The sequence below is a fragment of the Prevotella sp. HMSC073D09 genome (assembly GCF_001814145.1).
GTDB classification, from domain to species: Bacteria; Bacteroidota; Bacteroidia; order Bacteroidales; family Bacteroidaceae; genus Prevotella; species Prevotella conceptionensis.
This window is the reverse complement of record NZ_KV815032.1, coordinates 1-19,450: the sequence shown is the minus strand read 5'-3', so window position 1 is coordinate 19,450 and position 19,450 is coordinate 1. Positions and strand designations below refer to the sequence as shown.

At 42.2% G+C, this 19,450-nt stretch carries 16 protein-coding genes; all 16 read right to left on the bottom strand.

Features of this window, described 5'->3' with window-relative positions; genetic code table 11:
• Positions 1-156: 156 nt before the first annotated feature.
• The 16 genes from HMPREF2955_RS01445 to HMPREF2955_RS01370 all read right to left on the bottom strand — a co-directional run bounded on the left by HMPREF2955_RS01445 (position 157) and on the right by HMPREF2955_RS01370 (position 18,229).
• On the bottom strand, positions 157-819 hold the full coding sequence (locus tag HMPREF2955_RS01445) for a M15 family metallopeptidase (RefSeq protein ID WP_070720205.1): 663 nt from the start codon (positions 817-819) through the stop codon (positions 157-159).
• Positions 820-1,171: 352 nt separating this feature from the next.
• Positions 1,172-2,245 carry a nucleotidyltransferase domain-containing protein gene (locus tag HMPREF2955_RS01440; protein ID WP_070720201.1) on the bottom strand — a complete coding sequence of 358 codons (1,074 nt, stop codon included), beginning with the start codon at positions 2,243-2,245 and terminating at the stop codon, positions 1,172-1,174.
• A gap of 189 nt (positions 2,246-2,434) precedes the next feature.
• Positions 2,435-4,357, bottom strand: a complete 1,923-nt coding sequence (locus tag HMPREF2955_RS01435) for a nucleoside-diphosphate sugar epimerase/dehydratase (protein WP_070720199.1) — start codon at positions 4,355-4,357, stop codon at positions 2,435-2,437.
• Between the two features lie 37 nt (positions 4,358-4,394).
• Entirely contained in the window at positions 4,395-5,345 is a 951-nt protein-coding gene (locus tag HMPREF2955_RS01430; RefSeq protein WP_070720198.1) for an MraY family glycosyltransferase, read from the bottom strand.
• Position 5,346: 1 nt separating this feature from the next.
• A complete protein-coding gene (locus tag HMPREF2955_RS01425; RefSeq protein WP_070720196.1) occupies positions 5,347-6,282 on the bottom strand; it encodes an NAD-dependent epimerase/dehydratase family protein in 936 nt (311 codons plus the stop codon).
• Between the two features lie 179 nt (positions 6,283-6,461).
• A complete protein-coding gene (locus tag HMPREF2955_RS01420; RefSeq protein WP_070720194.1) occupies positions 6,462-7,622 on the bottom strand; it encodes a glycosyltransferase family 4 protein in 1,161 nt (386 codons plus the stop codon).
• A 96-nt stretch (positions 7,623-7,718) separates the two neighbouring features.
• The gene (locus tag HMPREF2955_RS01415; protein ID WP_070720191.1) at positions 7,719-8,795 is read right to left on the bottom strand and encodes a glycosyltransferase; all 1,077 of its coding nucleotides are present in this window, start codon (positions 8,793-8,795) and stop codon (positions 7,719-7,721) included.
• Between the two features lie 2 nt (positions 8,796-8,797).
• Positions 8,798-9,712 carry a glucosamine inositolphosphorylceramide transferase family protein gene (locus HMPREF2955_RS01410; protein WP_070720190.1) on the bottom strand — a complete coding sequence of 305 codons (915 nt, stop codon included), beginning with the start codon at positions 9,710-9,712 and terminating at the stop codon, positions 8,798-8,800.
• 1 nt (position 9,713) lies between these two features.
• A complete protein-coding gene (locus HMPREF2955_RS01405; RefSeq protein ID WP_070720187.1) occupies positions 9,714-10,499 on the bottom strand; it encodes a glycosyltransferase family 2 protein in 786 nt (261 codons plus the stop codon).
• A complete protein-coding gene (locus HMPREF2955_RS01400) occupies positions 10,499-11,647 on the bottom strand; it encodes an EpsG family protein (RefSeq protein WP_070720185.1) in 1,149 nt (382 codons plus the stop codon). The genes HMPREF2955_RS01405 and HMPREF2955_RS01400 overlap by 1 nt, the downstream gene beginning before the upstream one ends.
• A gap of 7 nt (positions 11,648-11,654) precedes the next feature.
• A complete protein-coding gene (locus HMPREF2955_RS01395) occupies positions 11,655-12,851 on the bottom strand; it encodes a glycosyltransferase (protein WP_070720183.1) in 1,197 nt (398 codons plus the stop codon).
• A gap of 4 nt (positions 12,852-12,855) precedes the next feature.
• Entirely contained in the window at positions 12,856-13,842 is a 987-nt protein-coding gene (locus HMPREF2955_RS01390) for a glycosyltransferase (protein ID WP_070720181.1), read from the bottom strand.
• Positions 13,832-14,443, bottom strand: coding sequence for a DUF1919 domain-containing protein (locus HMPREF2955_RS01385; RefSeq protein ID WP_256374685.1), 612 nt, complete (start codon positions 14,441-14,443; stop codon positions 13,832-13,834). The genes HMPREF2955_RS01390 and HMPREF2955_RS01385 overlap by 11 nt, the downstream gene beginning before the upstream one ends.
• 59 nt (positions 14,444-14,502) lie before the next feature.
• A complete protein-coding gene (locus HMPREF2955_RS01380; protein ID WP_070720235.1) occupies positions 14,503-15,777 on the bottom strand; it encodes a nucleotide sugar dehydrogenase in 1,275 nt (424 codons plus the stop codon).
• An 11-nt stretch (positions 15,778-15,788) separates the two neighbouring features.
• Entirely contained in the window at positions 15,789-16,793 is a 1,005-nt protein-coding gene (locus HMPREF2955_RS01375) for a glycosyltransferase family 2 protein (protein ID WP_070720178.1), read from the bottom strand.
• A 14-nt stretch (positions 16,794-16,807) separates the two neighbouring features.
• The gene (locus HMPREF2955_RS01370; RefSeq protein ID WP_246830032.1) at positions 16,808-18,229 is read right to left on the bottom strand and encodes an MATE family efflux transporter; all 1,422 of its coding nucleotides are present in this window, start codon (positions 18,227-18,229) and stop codon (positions 16,808-16,810) included.
• Positions 18,230-19,450: the final 1,221 nt, after the last annotated feature.

The following is a 19,450-nucleotide window of genomic DNA, read 5'->3' as shown; positions in this document are numbered from 1 at the left end:
AAACTTGTTTCAAAGTGAAAAGACAAGCAAGGTTGCGAAACCATCTTCAACTTGCCGCTGAAAGAGCGAGTCATATCATCCCCTCTCCCCTTGGAGAGGGGCTGGGGGTGAGGCCGGTAGGGGGATTGGGGGCAAGGTCGGTTGGGGGAAAGCCCTTTACTTTATCACCTTGTAATGCTGTTTGGCCTCGGCTCTCGACTTAAAGTTAAAGTGCCACCACTCTGTGCGAAGGGGCTTAAAGCCTGCGTATCGCATAACCTGGCGCAACAATTGGCGGTTTTGTTGTGCACGTTTGCTGATGATGCCCTTGGCAACAAGTTGGTTTTCGGTGTCGATGTGCGCCTCTGGGCCAAGATGGTCTATTTTCGTTCCCATAGCTATGCTGTCGCCCTTGGCATCGCAAAGGGTAATATCCACCGCTAAACCATAATTATGTAGCCCACCACCATTAGCAGGATTACTCACATACGGTTTCATCGGCGTGTTCTTCACCTTGTTCCACATCTTTTGCTGAATGTGCATGGGGCGTGCAGCATCGTATATTTTCAGACTTAATTCGGGGTGCAATTGTTTTAGTCGTTTTTGCGCCTTTACAAGCGCAGCGGCCGCATCTGGGTGCAGATAGGCTTGGCGCAAGTCGTCGTAAAGCACAACGCCAACAAAGTTGTCGGCGCGCGCATACATCAACGACACTTGCAATGTGGGGTCTAACTCGCGCACATTAACATATCCTGCAAGGCTCAACGCCTCCTCTGTTTTGCTAGTCTGTGACTTGGCAGGGAGGACGAAAAACGAAAAAAAGAGGAGGAATTTGAACATATTGATTATTGAAACGTGTGATTAACAAGTTGACGAGTTAATGTTTATACGTGCATTAGGTTTAGTAAGCTAGCGTGGTAATAGGCTTTCTAGATGTACTAGTTGTTCTAGTTATAGTAGCTGTTGTAGTTTTCCTAGTTATACTAGATACTAGTTGTTCTAGTTATTCTAGTTTTCCTAGATATACTAGCGGTTCTAGTTTTTCTAGTTATACTAGTTAAAAGAGCGTGAGCCATCTTTTCACCTTTTCACCTTTTCAGCTTTAAAGAGCGTTAGCCATCTTTTCACCTTTTCACCTTTTCACTCTTTCACCTTTAAAAGGCATGAGCCATCTTTTCACCCTTTCACCTTTTCACCTTTTTCCAAAGCCCAACCTTAACATCTTTCGGGGCATCTCTTTAAGGATGGTGGCGCGTATCTCGCGGGGCGACAACCGCCAAAACAATCGGTAATGGCGCAACTTGCGAATGGTGGCCTCAACGTTATAGCGCATGCCTGAGCGCACTGCCGTGGTAGACATGTGCTTGCCAAAGTTGCCACCCGTAAACACGATGTCGAGAACGGCTGGCTGATAATGTGCATCGCCAGGACTAATGACGAAGGGAAACTCGTGCGCTGGCAAGCCAAGCTTATCTATCAGCACGCTGCCTATGGCGCAAAAGGCACGATAGAAACCCATAGTGCGAAGATGCTGTGCAAGCGCATGGCGGTCTATCTGTTCGCGATGACGATGCAACAGCACCATCAAGTCGCAGAACTGGCGCAGCCCCACACCCAATTCCACCAAATGATGGTAAAGGTGAAGGAAGGTATATAGCACGTTGAGTGTAGGCGGAAGTGTGGCGACGGGCACGCCTTGGATGGCGATTTGCTCGATAGGGGCATCGGCCAATAGCCGTTCCCAATAGGCCTGTATGCCCTTGCTGTTGAACTTTATCATGCGGAAGTGCATCTCTAACGGCACTTCACGATAGGCGAACTCGCGGTGTTGCTCGCTTTCTTCGCCTTTAAGGGCGATACCCCACGCTTGTTGCAAAAGGTGTTCGGCGCGCGTAAAGTCGGCCGGAACGCAATAGAAGTCGATATCGCCTGGCGTTCGTGCCAAGGGATAAGGGTAGAGTTGCGCAAGGGTTTGTCCCTTAAAGATGCGATAGTCTATCCCATTGCTGCCCAAAATACCCGCCAATTCTTTGGCCACGCCACTCACTTTATTGTTGAGTTGCTCTATCATCATGGTTCGCGAATAGGCCGTCAGCGCGTCGGCACGCTCCAACTTCACATTGTTGCGTATCAATGCGCCCATTACCAGTCCCTCTACCGTTTGTTTGGCGGCAGCCTGTTGCAGCACTACAAACTGCTGGTGGTTGAGGGAAGTGAATGGCAATGGCGTTTGCCAAAACTCGTTATGCAAAAGGGAGAATAGCATGGATAAGGGGAAATGGGGTTAAAACTTTGGGATAAGTATATGTGGGACCTAATAAAAAGAATGGGAGGGATGATAAATGGAACTGCTGAGAGGGGGGGGAGGGGTTAGCCACATTAAGCCTTACCTTTTATACATCCGCTCATCGGTTGCATTAATATCATCACTCCCATCGGGCGATGTCAACACGAATTAATCTAGCTCTGCATACACAGAGTTCTTACTCTTAAATTCGGGAACAATCTCCTTCATCTTACGCACGATATTCATTTCGTCGTAAGTATGCGAGATAGATACGAGTTCCATCACGTCGGTGTTTACCTGTTCGTAATCGTACTCGCGCACCTTAGCGATGCGAATTTTGGGGTTGAACGAGGGCAGTGTACCCTCTTCGTCGTTGAGCACTTCTTCGTAAAGTTTCTCACCAGCACGCAACCCCGTGTATTGTATCTCGATGTTCTTAGCCCCCGAAAGGCGTATCATACGCTTAGCCAAGTCGGCTATTCGCACGGGTTTGCCCATGTCGAAGACGAAAATCTCGCCGCCGTTGCCCTTCGTTCCCGCCTCAAGCACCAGTTTGCAGGCCTCGGGTATGAGCATGAAGAAACGAATGATGTTGGGGTCGGTAACGGTTACGGGGCCTCCTGCCTTAATCTGCCGTTCGAAAAGCGGGATAACAGAGCCGTTAGAGCCCAGCACATTGCCAAAGCGCGTGGTAACAAATTGCGTGTTGCCGTGCATCTTGCCCTCTTTTTCGGCCTTATCCATGGCCTGTACGTAAATCTCGCAAATGCGTTTAGAACAGCCCATCACGTTGGTGGGGTTCACAGCCTTATCGGTAGACACCATCACGAACTTCTTTACGCCGTATTTAAGACTGAGGTCGGCCACCACCTTCGTTCCCCACACGTTGTTTTGTATGCTCTCGCTGGGGTTGTTTTCCATCATGGGCACGTGCTTATAAGCGGCAGCGTGGAACACGTAATCGGGACGGAATGTAGAGAAGATGCCCTCCATGCGGTCGCGATTGGCGATAGAGGCGATAACGGTATATGATTTAATGGCTGGATAATCGTTTTCCATCATCAGGCGGATGTCGTGCTGCGGAGTTTCGGCTTGGTCTACCAGCATCAGTTCTGCGGGATGGAACAGGCACACCTGCCGAACCATTTCACTGCCGATACTTCCTGCCGAACCCGTGATGAGTATCTTCTTGCCTCTAAGTAGGTTGCCCACGCTCTGCATGTCTATTTGTATTTGGTCGCGCGGCAGCAAGTCTTCGATGCTAATTTCTTTCAGCGTGTTCACCACCTTGCCCGACGCATCGGCGTCCCACTCTTGTACGCCTTCGGTCATATAGATGTTCACGCCAGCCTCGATAAGAATGTCTTGCAAGCGTGTGTTGTCGCGAAACACCTCGTTGCGCAAGGGCGAAACCAACACGGCATTGATGCGGTCCTCCTTAATAACACGGAGAAGTTCGTCGTTTACCTCATACACTTTCTTGCCCATAAGGTAATGGTTGGCAAAAACTTCCTCGTGAGAGATGAAACCAAAGAGACGGAACTGCTGCGGTTTTTGGGCAGAAATGTTCTTGGCCAAGCCTATACCACCCTCACGTACACCATAAATCAGTGCGCGTTTGGCTTGTCCCGTGTCGAACAGCGTATCGTAAATACCTTTTATCATGATGCGGAAAGTCCACAGCAAGATGGTGGTAACAAGGTAGATTGAAACGATATGGCGCAGATGCAACGGAACTATGTGCTGATGAATGTCGGGCCAAAAGATGATGGGATAATGCAGAACGGCAACGATGACAAACCCCAAACCCATAGCATAGGCCACCCGTTTGAGGTCGATAAACGACGAAAAGCGTATCACCCCAGCATAGGTGTGGAACACGCGAAAGCCTATCACGTTGAATACCTGATAAAGCAACAGCGTGTTAACGATGGGCACGATGTTTGTGGCTGTGCGCGAGAAACGGAAAAACAAGGTACACACGAAAAGACCGCCAAGCAAACAGATAATGCAGTCGATAAGGAAAATGCACCAATAGGGCAAAGAGTCTTTACGGAAATACCAGTTAACTAGTTTATTAAAAGACAACATAAAATCTAATTGTGTTTTTTATACTTATGTTTTATCATCAGTTACGCTGCAGGTGTAGATGAAAAAACTTCTTCATAAAAAGGATATACGCCAAAGACAATACCACAACCACAGCGGCAAACATTATCAAGCCAGGGTTTAACAAGTAAACAAAACAAGCCAAAGCTTGTAGACACATGTAAATGGCCGACACCAAGACATGGGGCATCTTTAGCTCGTTGGCCATTAGCTGATAGGCATGCTTGCGATGGGGTTCGGATAGTTTCTCATGCAGTAAAATACGATGAATGAGTGTAAGCGTACCATCGACACCATAAACCGCGAGGAAAGCAAACCACGAGAAGTCGTTGGTTAACAACACCAAATTGCAAATAAAGAACAATATGACAAACGCGATGGCCACAGCCCCCACGTCGCCAGCAAAACACTTGGCTCGCGTTCTAAAGTTGAAGAAACAGAACACAAGTACAGAAATAAGACTAAACAAAATAAAATGAGGGTCGACAAACTCTACGACATGGTGGTTAACATACAACAACGCCACCAATACCACTAGTGCATATCCCCCAGTGATGCCATTCACGCCATCCATAAAGTTGAAGACATTAATGGCTCCGGCACAAACGAAGAGCATAATGGGAATAAGCCACCACAAAGAAGAAGTGAGCAAACCCAACTGTTGACACATTAAGAGCATGGCCACAAAATGTACTAGAAGCCTTATGCGTGGGGGCAGCGAACTAACGTCGTCGTAAAAACTGATGCACGAAATCATCAACATCCCCACGACAAACCACGGATAAGCAAAACCCGAATAAATAAAGTAGACCAAGACAACAAAAGGAAACACGATACCACCTCCGCGCAAGGTAACCGCCTTTGACGACCCACGTTCAGAGGGTCGGTCTACAATATTGTACTTCGAAGCAATTTTAAAATACAACAGTTCGAAGACAAATGCAAGAACAACAATTAACAGATAAATCATCTCAATGCTTAATAAAACTCCTTATTGTTTTTTCAAGACCCGCTTTCGAGTCGATGGGCAACTGGTCGACACCCAGCGCCTTTTTTATCTTTTGGTTAGACACTACATAACTCTCGGTTAGCTTAGCAAGCCTTTGGGTGTTAAGTGGTAAATGCAACACGTTACCCACCTTAGCCAATAAGCCTATTAACCCTGGCGAAACATTCCAAATGCGACATTTCTTACCCATCACGCCACAGATAATCTCGATTAAGGCGTTTGTAGACAAAGGATTGTCGTCGGCAATATTATAAGCTCCACCAGGAATATCTCTGCTAAGCAATTCGGACACGATGAGACAGACATTGTCGATGGAAGCAAACGAACGGCTGTTGCTGAATGCGCCCAACGGCCAAGGTATGCCTTTAGACACCAATTTATAAAGCAGGTTAAGGTTGCCTTTGTTACCTTCGCCATGCATCATACACGGCCGTAGGATATACACCTGCTTGTTAGGTGCAGGATGAGTTTGGATATAACGTTCAGCTTCCAGTTTACTTTCGCCATAAGGCCCTTTGGGTTTAGGCTCAATATCTTCGGTAAGTACACTTGTACCCAGCTCGTCGGCAATGGCTTTCACTGTGCTAAAGAAAAGGAATTTAGAGGCAGACGATTGCACGAAATAGTTGTAGAGATTAACCGTGAGGTCTGTGTTTACCTTGAAATATACCTCAGCCTTAGCTTGGTTTTTGGTATCATGAGCCTTGCCGGCAAGGTGTATTATGGCATCAACTTCGGGCAAAGTAGCATTATCGAGGTCGCTCCACGTGTATATTTTATCAACGCCAGCCATCTTGCCTGCTGTACGCGCCAACCCGAAAATGCGATGTTTTCCAGACAACTGGGCCACAAGATTTTGACCCACAAAGCCATGCAAGCCTGTTATAAGTATGTTCATGTTAAAATGTTAAATTCATAATGCGGTGCTAAGCCTTAGCGTAAGTGATTTTGCACCTATATTTTTATACCCTAATATTTCTCTTATGCTTGATAAAAGTAAGAACATGCTTTGTGGGCAATGCCTTAACAAATAGTAGCCAATAAAAGAGGCGTTGCTTGAGACTTTATAGATTTGTGTTAGGCTTTGGAAGACGGAGCATATAAGCGCTTAATTTCTTCCCATACCCTAAGGTTATCAAAGTTAAACGTAACCCATGAGCGTACTTGCTCTTTAGAGAACGAGCGTTCGCCCTTATACATCTCCTCAATAACTTGAGCAAGCTGTTGAGGTGTTCGGTCGACAAACACGCCCGTTAGGCCATCCACAATCGAGTCGCAACATCCCGTTACGCGCGTTGTTACCACAGGCACACCCATCGACTGCGCTTCGAGCGTACCCGTGGGGAAGCCTTCACGATAACTCATCAAAACATAGACATTCATCATGGCATAGAAATATTCCATGTCTTCGTTCTGAAAATCGGTGAAAACAATCTGCGGGTCGTTCTTTATTCTGTCTTGAATAGCTGGCGGTAATGCATCTCGTTCTTCGAACATGCCCACCAAGAGCAGCTTAAGTCGAGGGTTATTAGCCTTTATCAACTGGAAGGCATCCACCAATTCTATAATTCCTTTGTCTCTTACCAATCGTCCGGTATAGCCCACAACCCAGTCGGTTTCATTAATTCCCCATTTACTTCTAAACTCGGCCATCTTTGTGGGGTTGATGTTCTGCGGATTGAACTTGCCTTGTGTATCCACTCCCGAACAAGTACCCTTACCCAACACAATTTGCTTACGTGCAGGAGCGAGTTTGTCTTTGATGCTTTGTTCCAATACGGAGGGACTTACACAGACAATCTTAGTTGCAAGCAGAGAGGCAAGACGGTCTACGCTCATCAGAATAAACCGTTTCAGGCCACTAGAAGTTTGGTAAACCAGTCCATGCCTGAAATACACACGCTTAGGAACACGCATCAACCAGGCAGCCACCATCGACAGGAGCCCGCCTTTCGGGGTATGTCCCACCACAATACCCGTTTGTGTCTCTTTGATATAACGACAAATCTGCCTAATCGACTTAAAGTCTTGGATGGGATTGATGCTTCGTAGGATAGGTATTTCGCGATAGCCAAAATGGTGTTGTTGTGCATAAGGAGCCAAATAAGGGCTTTCAGAGCATACAACATTCAATTCGTAGCCCAATTCTCGGAAGTATTCAAACTGCCCTCCCAAGAAATAAGGGATAACGAAATAGATGTTCACAACATGTAGTATATGCTTATCGTTATGTTTCATTGTTTAGTAATTTGTTGTTGAAGAAATTGCGTGAGCAAAGACAATGTGCAGCTTCGTTATTAATCGATATTGAGGGCGCATAAAAGGAAATTGCTTTTACCTACGCATCAGCTCTTGGTAAACAGCTTCGTATCCGTCTACCATCTTATCAATATCGAACATCATAGCGCGCTGATGGCACTTCTCGGCCACTTCGTCATAATAGGCCTTATCATCGTGCAGCTTGCGGATGATGTTTGCTAACGCCTCTGCATCTTCGTGCGGGAACAAAACGCCATAGCCTTTGGTTACCTCGCGAAGCCCATCTACATCACTTGCCACAAAAGGACGACCCGACGACATGCCCTCAATGTTAGAGAGGGAGAGACCCTCCCAATGGGAAGACATCACTACCACATCAGCAGCTTTCAACACTTGGGGTACATCTGAACGAATACCCAAAAGTTTAACGCGATGGGCAACTCCTTCTGATGCGATGACAGCTTCTAAAGCACCACGTCTTACCCCATCACCTACCAACCACAGCTGATATTGGTTAGGCAGTGAAGCAATCGCCCGAATTAGTGTATCTTGGTCTTTGGCCTCCCGAAACCCTGCCACCATCACCGTAACAAAACAATCTGGGAGTCTTAAATCAGGAGCTTCGTCTGCTACATAAAATCGCTGAACGTCCACACCGTTATTAATGGTGAGCACTTCTTGCTGATATTTGCTACCAATATGCTCAAGCAACTTCTCTTTGGCAATGTCAGAGATACAGACAATTTTATCGTAACGGCTATACATCCATCGGTCGATGCAGCCGTAGCCCCACATCGAGCGCCTACGATTATTGGTAGAGTGCTCGGTAGTAACCAACTTAGCCTTTGATTTTCCTTTGGCCGTAGCAGCGAACAACTGCGGTGAAGTGTTGTGCGTATGTACGATATCGTAGTGTGCCATCAGTTGTTTAAGCCGTTTAACATGCTTAAAGTTATACACGCTATCGGTTTGAGAAAACTCTATCACACCACAGCCTCCATCAATTAAAGCCTGCTTAAAGATAGAAGGACCGCCAGCGAAAGCCACGACATCAACTTCATGTCCTCGACTTTTAAGCTTCAAAGACAGGTCAACCACAATTTTTTCTGCCCCACCAGTTTGCAGGGAAGTAATTACTTGAAGAATGCGCATGTTTAAATTATTTGTAATGCACGCAATATCTTTCTAATCCACATATTGTCAAAGCCAAGAGAATCTGTAACAATGCAATCTTGGTAGATATTAAAAGTATGCATACCCACATTTAGTTGGGGATTTACCGAATATAATCGTCTAACTTCTTCAAACTTCAGTCGTCCTTCTAAAATTGCCATCTCTAATGGCATCTGTTTGTCATCACTTACCAACTTCTGAATGGTAACAGCATGGCCGTATTGGATATTGCACTCTTGAGTTGGACGATACCAATTACCATTATACTTAAAGAAACTACCAGACATCCTAGCAACGTTTTCTTTAAAAGAATACTCTTGACAATACTTATACTTCCTAACTTTTTCATCCCAAGTATAGACATATAGCGTGTTTCCATTAGCCTTTGGAGCTTTGGTACAAAACAAGAATTCGTAAGATCCTATCTTGAGAGGTACAGCGTCTGCCACATCCTCGTCAAGAATACAACCCACTTCTTCAAGTCTATTCTCACTTATCCAATACTTATATAGGGTTAACCTTCCTGATTCCCCATTCTCTGGCATTAGATACACCATATCCTTTGAAGAGGAGCGAATGATAACGGGAAAACTCAAATGTGTGGGTAGCTCAACAACAACATCTAGCCTTTTTAGTTCGTATGTTTGTTTATCTATTGTCAGTTTGGTTATCCTTCCCCGATTTATTTGTCTTGGGAATTCCTCTACCAATACGATTATTTCACTTTCGTTTATGTCTAGGATAAATGGGTCGGCAAACCAACTATCCTTATAATCGTGTATTAACCAACTGACCTTAATTTCGTCACCACACAAAATGCTGTTTAAGTCATTCTCTATAAATCCAATGTTCCAGCGCTCAGATGTCCTTCCCTTTACAATCTGTTTTAGCGACATATCATATCAAATTAATCTTATATCTTATGAAATTGATCAAGCCTCTTACTCTATATTTCAGAGGAATTTGTAAAGTTAACAACTCCCTATAGTATAAACAAGTTAACCTCGGGCTTTTACGTCGTACCTCAACCATTTTATCAGTTATACCTCCAGGTTGATAATCAGCTATATATATGACAGTATTAAAATATCTAAGCTTATACTGCCGTGCAATTCTATACCAAACAAGATTTTCCGGACAAAACCTCTCTCCCTTAATCTCGGGGAATGGGAATGCGCGTAAAACAGATGTTTTATATACCTCTTTCTTATCACCAATCAGGTGATATACATATTCAGCCTGAATTAGGGTACAATCTAAAATTGCTCTACTTAGTCCTTTCCCTATAACCTTTCCTGTAGGGTCAGCATCTAATCCACAAATACCTGCAAACTCGTTATTATCCCTGACACCCTCGTATACTGCAACAACATTTCTCAACGAATCATTTGGTAGATAATCATCACTATCAACAATAAAAAAAAGTTCACCTACAGCTAGCTTTACTCCTAAATTTATAGCCGTATGTTTACCACCATTCTCTTTCTTAAAATATCGTATTGGAAAGTTTGCTTCTTTAGACTGATCTATAAATAACTTAACTATTATTTCTGTGTCATCTGTCGATCCATCATCCACAATAACCCATTCAAAATCTTTATTATTTTGCTTACAAAGACTATCATATAATCTGGGTAGCAATCTTCCTCTATTATATGTTGGCGTAAATACTGTTATTAACATTACTTGTAAAACTTATCTTTGGCGTAATTCGTATCGTACTCGTATCTCTCGTATATAAAATCTCCTTCTCGCACACCATCTGTGAAAAATGTTTTATATGGAGAAAGCAATACGCCCCAGGCTATTACAATACGGAAATAGAGAAACAACACAACGAAATACACTATTATCCTATTAAGGATCTCTTTACTAAATGATTGTGAAAAGATAGTTGTCAACGTGCTTATTAGCGTAATTATAAAGAACCACCCCAAGCGTCCTCCATTCTCTGAACGAATAAATAGTAAAAGAATACCACAAAATATTAAGGCATTATTTAACAATATAATTTGTTTCTTATCTTGTCCCAACTTCTCGTAATTTCCAAGGATTAGCCATAAAAAGAAAACAGCCTCTAAAAGGTAGGCTACACGAAAGCCACTAGTATCTTCAACATAGCCCGCTGCCCGTTCCTCAAGACCAGAAGTTGAAGAGTAAGCCTCAAATAGAGTAGAAGACGCACCAGACACGCCTACCAATAGACAAACAAACATTATTACCAGAACTGAACTTATACTGTATTTACGCACTGGAATGAAATACACAGGGAGAAGTATAACTGCTGAGTTATGGAAAGATGTCGCCAATAATACTAACACAACAAACTTCCATAATTTGCGTTCATAAACATACTTCAAGGAGAGGCCAGCAATGCCGACACCTATCATCTGTCGTAAATAAGTGAACGTAAAAAAGAACAACAAACCAAAGAACAATAATAATGCTATACGATAATCCGAAGCATAACGCTTGATATTTATATAATATAAGGCATATATTATTAATGTCACCACAAGGATAAAGACATACCGATTAGATGTAAAATAAGAAAGTAACATATTAAGGTACACATAACCCAACTCTGTGGGATATTGTTGGAAGATGTATGCAGTAAATACATCCCGCCCTTCTTGCCTAATATCTGCCACCTCATCAAAGAGTTCACCATATATATACCGGTCGTAACCACCCAGCATGTCTGAGAAACCCACAAACAAGGCAAGACCTATCATCCAGCAAGCTAGGTATATTGTAGACTTGGCGGATTTTTGTGGCAGGAATAAGACACCGGACATGGCGAGAGCCAAAATGAGAATATATATATACATCAGCCTATTATTTAAACAAATCCATCAATTGCCCAGAGATGCGCTTCCTGCCATGCTCAACAAAAATTGCCTCACGTCCTTTTTCTGCCATCTGTTCATATTTCTGCACATTATGGGGAATATCAACTAGAATAGACAACAGCTCTTTGGTAGAATGGTACTCCACACACGACACATTGTTCTCTACTGCGATATTCTCCAATGCGTATGTCGTACCCACAACCAGCAACCCGTTAGCAAGCGCATCAAGAACTTTACCTTTTGTGCCGGTACCTATTGCTATCGGGGTAAGCTGAACGTCGTGCTTACGTATTTCTTCAATATAATCGGGAGCAAAGGTTATTTGAACCACAACATAACCCATATCTTTTAACTGCGTAAATATACTTTCCCATCCTCTCCCTAAAAATGTTATCTCATAATGTTCTTTCAGTTTATCCGCCTCTTGTAGCATCATATCAAATGCCTCTTCGGCAGCTTCTTTCATGTATAGGTTGTTCTGCCCAGCAACAAGAAGTCGTATCTTAGGTTTCGAGAAAACTATTTGTTTTTGAGGTTCGGCCACATTGTAATGGGGATGTCGTAAGAAATGGGCCTGGATGCCGGGATTCACGTTACGCAAAGATTCCGCATCAGCCTCGCCCACCAAGTGGTATTTCACCATTGGCGAATTCTCGTATGCTCCTTCCATACGCAAATACTTAGGATACATCATTACATTGCGTCTAAACATCATCCAGTTTTTAAACACAAAACGCCTACCCAACATACGGTAATAATACAGCGACTCGCAATCGGGAAGAGTATGTACACGCTTAACCCCCGCAAATTGTTTTGTCACTCGCGAAATGTCTTGTCCGTAAACCCAGATGCCATCAGGCTGTAAGCCCTTTATCTCTTCTACAACTTTTGATGAGAGTCGGATATAATTAAACAAAGGGTATTTTAACAATACACGTATAAACAGCAGATGCAGACGAAGCACCCACGACTGCCATCTTGGGCGGGGCAACAGCTTAATCGTCACATTCAGTTCCTCTTCCACTTCTTTTATTTTTGTGTCAGATAGCTGATTGCCGTTAAAGCTATATATGATAATCTCCACGTCTGCCGGCCTATGCACCATCAGGTGGTAGGGCAAGGCAGAAGTACCACGTACGTTCTCGGATGCAGGAGTTATCTGGGTAATTAATACAATTCGCATAATGCTATCGGATAACGCGTTCTACATTAAGAAAAAAAGTAACTATCATGCTCTTCTTCCAAGAATCCCATGGACCTCTCATCGGATAAAGCCCCTGTTTCTTCAATTCATCCACCACTGCTTTATTCACACCAAGGCTACCCCATACACCTTTATTCTTATGCAAAGAATAGACTAAACTGAATAACACGTTTTGACTCCTATTATAAATAGTGTGAGCCAATTGTGTATCAGAGGTTTCAAAGCTTTTTGCCAAGGTGCGAAAAGATTGTATGATAAAGATATCATCTTTCACATACTTTATCTTCTTCTCTGCTACAAGCGATTTACTGGTAGAACTTGGATGGTTGATGTAAAGATAAGGTACTAGTTCAGAAAACAAAACTTTGCCAGCTCGTGGCATCAAACGATATGTCAGCTCCACATCTTGGTGTGTAATGCCGGGAACAAAAAAAACATCATTATCAACAAATAAGGCCTTTTTCGCAATCAGCGCACAGATAGAAGAAGGATTGTATCCCCCTATAACAGCCTGTACTCCCGTAAGCATCTCGCCATGTGGCAAACTTGGTTGTTCACACTCAATACAGATTGGCTCATCTTGCTCGGATATTCGCTGCAACTGTACAGCAAGAATATCCAAGTCTTCATGCTCTTCCAATGTGCTAAACACTTTGGGTAATTCGTTGCTGTCCAATTTGTCGTCTGCGTCAATACACCATACATAATCGCCTTTACAGCTCTTTATTCCCAAGTTTCTTGCTACACTTTGGCCTTGATTTTCTTGCGTAAGATAAGTTAGGTTTTCATGCTGTTGTGCATATAATTGAGCTATATCCGGGCTAGAGTCGGTTGAACCATCATTAACAATAATTATTTCAAAACGACCTTTCGGCAGATTGGCTTCCAGAATTGAATCCAAGCATTTACGAATATATGCTCCCGCATTGTACATAGGTATGACAATACTAATCGTATACTTATATTCCATTGTTCAGAAAGCTAATATAGTCAAAATCATCTAAATAGCGTTTGGTACGGAAGAATCCTTTATACACAAGTATTTTACCAGGAAACCAATTCTTATACAATTGATGTCCCTTATAATATGAATACTTTCTTTCCCTGCTTTTATCAGTCAAAGAAAGTACCATTTTAGGATACTTTATAGACGAAAAAGCGTCCAACTCTTCATCGCTTATCATTTGGCTCTCGTATACAACAAACGTATTATCCAAATTTACCCTCTTCATTCTTTTTATCCATGCAGCCTTCCCTTCATCAAAAGAGGCGTAATGAACAAAACCAACTCTGACTACTCGTCCTTCATGTTCTTGTATTCCTACAGGAAAAGGATATTCTGTTTGTTTTAACTCATATACGTCTAACTCGGAGAACTCTTTTAGATGTTCAACAAAATAAAGGAAATCATCAAAACTGAGAAAAAGAGTATTTATTGTAGGAGTGTTGAATCTCAAACCCAAATCGTGAAGAATAACACCCCCAACACAATTATTGCAGATAATCGTTGGACTATTATTCTTATTCATACGAGATTTGCGGATGTGGTACATCTCACGAGGCAATCGCATGATCCTATTTGAAAGCCCTCGTTTATGTGCAACAATACGCGCCTTTAAACTAGCGAGAATCATAACCTTCCATCCACCTGTTCTCTTTCCAAAGCTCCCTTCACGTCGTAAACCACACCATGAGCCGTCAAATGTTTCCGCCAATCAGTTCCAGCAAACTCCTTGTGAGATACAGCGAGTATAATGGCATCAAACCTCTCTTCGTCTGCTATATCAGGAACAATGCTAATTCCATATTCTTTCTCCACCTTAGCACAATCAGCCCATGGATCGCACACGGTGATATTATTCGTATACTCTTGAAGCGTGGTATATATATCCACCACCTTAGTGTTCCGCACGTCTGGGCAATTCTCTTTAAATGTGACACCGAGTATCAATATCTTTGCATCCTTCACCAAAACGCCTTTCTTATTCATAAGCTTAATGATTTGGTTCCCCACGTATGCGCCCATACCATCATTTAGGCGGCGAGCCTCAGACATGATACGTGGCAAAACACCATACACCTGCGCTTTCTGAATGAGGTAATAGGGGTCTACGCTAATGCAGTGTCCACCCACCAGTCCTGGGTTAAGCTTGATAAAGTTCCATTTTGAAGAAGCTGCTTCTATGGCGTCGTGCGTATCGATACCCATCGCATTGAAAATCTTAGCCAGCTCGTTCATAAAGGCGATGTTCACGTCTCGTTGCGAGTTCTCGATTATCTTCGAAGCCTCAGCCACGCGTATCGACGGAGCCTTATGCGTACCATTAATCAACACCGAATTGTAAACAGCATCAACGACGTCAGCAATTTCAGGTGTAGAGCCAGAAGTAACCTTCTTAATTTTCTCAACCGTGTGCTCTTTGTCACCCGGATTGATACGTTCGGGCGAGTAACCTGCATAGAAATCGGTGTTGAACTTCAAGCCCGAAACCTTTTCCACTACGGGTAAACATTCTTCTTCGGTAACGCCAGGGTAAACCGTAGATTCGTAAACAACGATGTCACCGCGGGATATAACCTTGCCCACCGTGGTGCTTGCTCCGATAAGCGGTGTCAGATCGGGGCGATTGTTCACGTCTACGGGTGTAGGTACAGCCACTACATAGAAATTGCAGCCGCGTAGTTCCTCTAAATCTGTGGTACACACAAAACCGTTACGCAAGGCCTCTTGCAGCAATTCGTCCGACACCTCCAACGTTGCGTCGTGGCCTGCCATCAACGCATCCACACGCTTTTGGTTCATGTCGAAACCTGTCGTCTTATACTTTGTAGAAAAAAGGCGGGCAAGAGGTAAGCCCACATAGCCCAAGCCGATAACGGCAATCTTAATGTCGTTTGTTGTCATCATAATTTTTACTATACTTTGTTGTTTTTTAAATACGAAAAAATGGTGTATCGGAAAATACCGATTAAACTAAGTATCTTGATTCTAAATATTGGTGAGAATAAGATAATCCAAATGGTTGATTTTAATGAGTCAAGTGCCATTTGCTTCGAGAAAAAGGAATAGATATCATCCTTCGCAAAACCCAACTTAACCAACTCGTCTATTCCTCTTATAAAATAGCTATAACTCCTTTTCCTAAGCAGAATATATAAATTGAAAGATAACTGGTCTTCCATGTGATTAACATGTAATTTCTCACGGAAAAACAATACCGCCCTTCCCAAGATGTTAATAGTCACCAATCGTAATTCATCACTTTCTTGTCTACTCACAGAACCCTCCCGTATTGTAGCACAATAGCCTAACCTTCCATCTGCACAAATTTGGTTAGCAACATAGCCTAATCTATATGCAAACGTTGTATCATTGTGGATACGGGTTTCGTCAAATCTGAGGTTATTTTCTACAATAACACTTCGCCTTATGAATTTGCAAACAGGCACCCCAAAAGAATAGCGCAACTCTATCTCCCCTTTTTGTGGATTAGCTAGCCAGTGATCAATTTGAACATTCAAATAATTTAAACGCTCCGTAGGTTCAAGAGTCACGTTATCCACCGAGCTTGCCTTAAAGAAAATCACATCGTGTTGCTCGTCATTAGCATATTCATTCATCATGTCATTGATACATTCATTAAAGAAATCATCAGCATCAAGAAACACAAAAAAATCTCCAATGGCGACTTCCATCCCTGCATTACGAGCAGCACCCCCACCCATATTCTTAGGCTGTTCTAACAACTTTACGAGTTTAGAACTTCCCTTACAAATAGTTCGAAGCTTTAGCTTACTTTCTTCGCTACTTGAGTCATCTACAACAATTATCTCTGTATCCTGCCTATTGGGTATTGAGCAAATCGCTCTTTCTAGCAGGTCTGGTACATTAAAATGGGGTATAATGATTGAAAATTTCATTACTACTTTGATTATTATTCATTCTTTCCTGAAAAAAGCTCTAGCAACCTTGATTTTACTTTTTCTCGGGTAGTAGAATCTACCACAACATAATATGTATAACAACTAAATAAAACTAGGGACAAAGTTGATATTATGCTCAAACGCAAGAAACTAGGCTCCATGACATACTGAATTCCATAGAAACAGAAACACGCAAAAACAGTTATAAAAATTATCTTAAGAAACACAACAGATAAATACCTCTTGACAGGAAACTCTGGAATGTCCCGCTTTAAAAGAACACAAGAAACTCCAAGCACTAGTATACGAAGAACAATCATGCAAATGTATGCGGATTCTATCCCATACCCTGATCGAAATAGAATAAAAACAGGGAGAAGCACAAATAGCAACAATGTGCCATTAGATAAACTGAGTAATTTGATATTGCCTGTTGCATGTATAGCAATATGTATAATTTGTGTAAGCTGGAAGAAGATATTTGTAATAATTAATAGCCTACATATTTCTACTGACAAAGGGGGAACATCTCCCAACCAGATCTCAAACACGTAAGGTAATTCAAATAGTAGTGGTAGTGCGATTACTAAATACAAAAGCTGACTGAACTTAGAGGCATTTACCATTAGTCGCATCATCTCATCAAGTCCTCCCTGGGCATAGCTCTTCGTTATCTGAGGTCGAAATGCTATAATTACATTAGTACAAAAGCCGGCAATGGCACCATCAACAGTCGTTGCTATTCCACTAGATGCATTATATATTACACCAAAGAATATATTAACAAGAGAATTTAATCCTAGCTGCCTTAGTGAAGAACTCATTTGGACATAGAGATTCCATGATGAGAAGTTTAAAATGGACTTGAAAGTTTTTGGATGTCTAACAGATGAGAAACGGCATTCCTCAAATTTCCTTACACTATACATTCTATACATTAAGGCAATTATCAACTGCACACTTAACACCAAAAGGGCATATAGTTCGAGTTTGTCAAACTTTCCTACTAAGAGGAGATAAACAATTGCCAAACGCAGGAACACTGATAAGAGTTCAATATAGGCATAAACGTTCATTCGTTCGTGTGCAATGATAGAGGCATCATATGGCACCTGAACAATCTGTATTATGGTAGATATTATTGAACACTGATACACGACATGGGCTGCAAACATTCTTTCTTCAGGAATGACTAATTTTGTCGCAAAAAACCACAAACCTAGAGTTTCTGCCAGAATAAATACAATAAGCGCAATAAATAAATGGACCTGAATAGCTGACGAAAATGTTTCTTTTAATCGCTGCATTTCACCACGTCCCAATTCATATGTTAAGAAACGAGAAGTTGCTCCGCTCAAGCTAGAATTTAGAAAGGAAAAGATTACAACCACCCCGCCTACAAGGGAATAAATACCATAATCAGAAAATCCCAACGTTTGTAGCACCACTCGAGACGTATATAAGGAAACTATCAAAGACAATAGCATCCGAACATACAAAAATAACGTATTCTTGGCAATTCTCTTATTGCCACTCTCATAACCCTGCATATCTAGAAACAATTATTCAACTGTTCTTGACTAAGTAGTATAACACACCACTCATTACTAATCTTACAAAATATCATTCTCAATAAAATATAAAAATCACTCTCTTATATAGCATCCTCCCAACAATGGTTATTTGTGCATTAATTATGCCTCGCTCTGTTTAGAACAAGTAATTGGCAAGGAGTTACAGGGGGGTAAACTTGTTAAACATTAATAACGTGAATACTTGCATGGTTTTCAGAACGTTGTCTCTACGCGGAATCTGTATAGACCTTCTTGTTGAAACTCATGTCCAAGGAGAACTGCGGCTTGCGTTCGCTGCTGAAGGGCAATAGCAATCTACTCCTTTAAAGCGAAGAGCTGTTTTGCCTCTACCATCTTTGTCTTAGGTATAAACAAGAAAGTTTGAATACAAGGTGACTTCACCATGTACTATGGTAACACCTAATCAAAACCATCAGCATTGGACTGGCTTAAACGAAAATGAGAATCATTACAACCAACTACAGCAGGTAAGAAACTATTAACTCTTAAATCAAATAGTCTTTACAATCCAAATAAAACTAAGGCTATTCCACGATGTCCCGACGCTACACACATACAGACAGCAGGAAGAACATAATATCTCCTACCTATCCTTATAAAAGGATTGGTCCACAAGTTCCCTAACTCATCTAGCACCACAACACCCCCGCCTTGGGACTATCATTTGTCCGCAGGTTTTTATCGTTCATACTGCTTACAATATGCAAAACTATATATTTTTTTTTAAAGACCCAAATATATCTTGAAATGAATTACAGTGAAAGGAAAAGAAGAATCAATGTTGATTTGTATGGCTAACGGCTAGTCATGTATCAAAAAGTATTACCATTATAGTCACGGATAGGCTACTAATGGGAGCGTCGAAAGTCAAGTTGCAAGTCAATTAGCGAAAAGAAGAGTCAAAGGGCACGTGAATGTGAGCAACCTCATGGGTATTGGTAGGTTATACCAATGGAGACGAAAGCTTTCATTACCCACACAAATCAGCATGTAACTGGAAACTGAACTCTATTGGAGCCATATTCTTACTAAAGTTTCCCACCCTTTAAAACACAGTCT

Bases quoted from the DNA above. Each gene is read 5' to 3' on its own strand.
- HMPREF2955_RS01445 (WP_070720205.1), bottom strand. From the start codon at position 819: ATGTTCAAATTCCTCCTCTTTTTTTCGTTTTTCGTCCTCCCTGCCAAG.
- HMPREF2955_RS01440 (WP_070720201.1), bottom strand. From the start codon at position 2,245: ATGCTATTCTCCCTTTTGCATAACGAGTTTTGGCAAACGCCATTGCCA.
- HMPREF2955_RS01435 (WP_070720199.1), bottom strand. From the start codon at position 4,357: ATGTTGTCTTTTAATAAACTAGTTAACTGGTATTTCCGTAAAGACTCT.
- HMPREF2955_RS01430 (WP_070720198.1), bottom strand. From the start codon at position 5,345: ATGATTTATCTGTTAATTGTTGTTCTTGCATTTGTCTTCGAACTGTTG.
- HMPREF2955_RS01425 (WP_070720196.1), bottom strand. From the start codon at position 6,282: ATGAACATACTTATAACAGGCTTGCATGGCTTTGTGGGTCAAAATCTT.
- HMPREF2955_RS01420 (WP_070720194.1), bottom strand. From the start codon at position 7,622: ATGAAACATAACGATAAGCATATACTACATGTTGTGAACATCTATTTC.
- HMPREF2955_RS01415 (WP_070720191.1), bottom strand. From the start codon at position 8,795: ATGCGCATTCTTCAAGTAATTACTTCCCTGCAAACTGGTGGGGCAGAA.
- HMPREF2955_RS01410 (WP_070720190.1), bottom strand. From the start codon at position 9,712: ATGTCGCTAAAACAGATTGTAAAGGGAAGGACATCTGAGCGCTGGAAC.
- HMPREF2955_RS01405 (WP_070720187.1), bottom strand. From the start codon at position 10,499: ATGTTAATAACAGTATTTACGCCAACATATAATAGAGGAAGATTGCTA.
- HMPREF2955_RS01400 (WP_070720185.1), bottom strand. From the start codon at position 11,647: ATGTATATATATATTCTCATTTTGGCTCTCGCCATGTCCGGTGTCTTA.
- HMPREF2955_RS01395 (WP_070720183.1), bottom strand. From the start codon at position 12,851: ATGCGAATTGTATTAATTACCCAGATAACTCCTGCATCCGAGAACGTA.
- HMPREF2955_RS01390 (WP_070720181.1), bottom strand. From the start codon at position 13,842: ATGGAATATAAGTATACGATTAGTATTGTCATACCTATGTACAATGCG.
- HMPREF2955_RS01385 (WP_256374685.1), bottom strand. From the start codon at position 14,443: ATGCGATTGCCTCGTGAGATGTACCACATCCGCAAATCTCGTATGAAT.
- HMPREF2955_RS01380 (WP_070720235.1), bottom strand. From the start codon at position 15,777: ATGACAACAAACGACATTAAGATTGCCGTTATCGGCTTGGGCTATGTG.
- HMPREF2955_RS01375 (WP_070720178.1), bottom strand. From the start codon at position 16,793: ATGAAATTTTCAATCATTATACCCCATTTTAATGTACCAGACCTGCTA.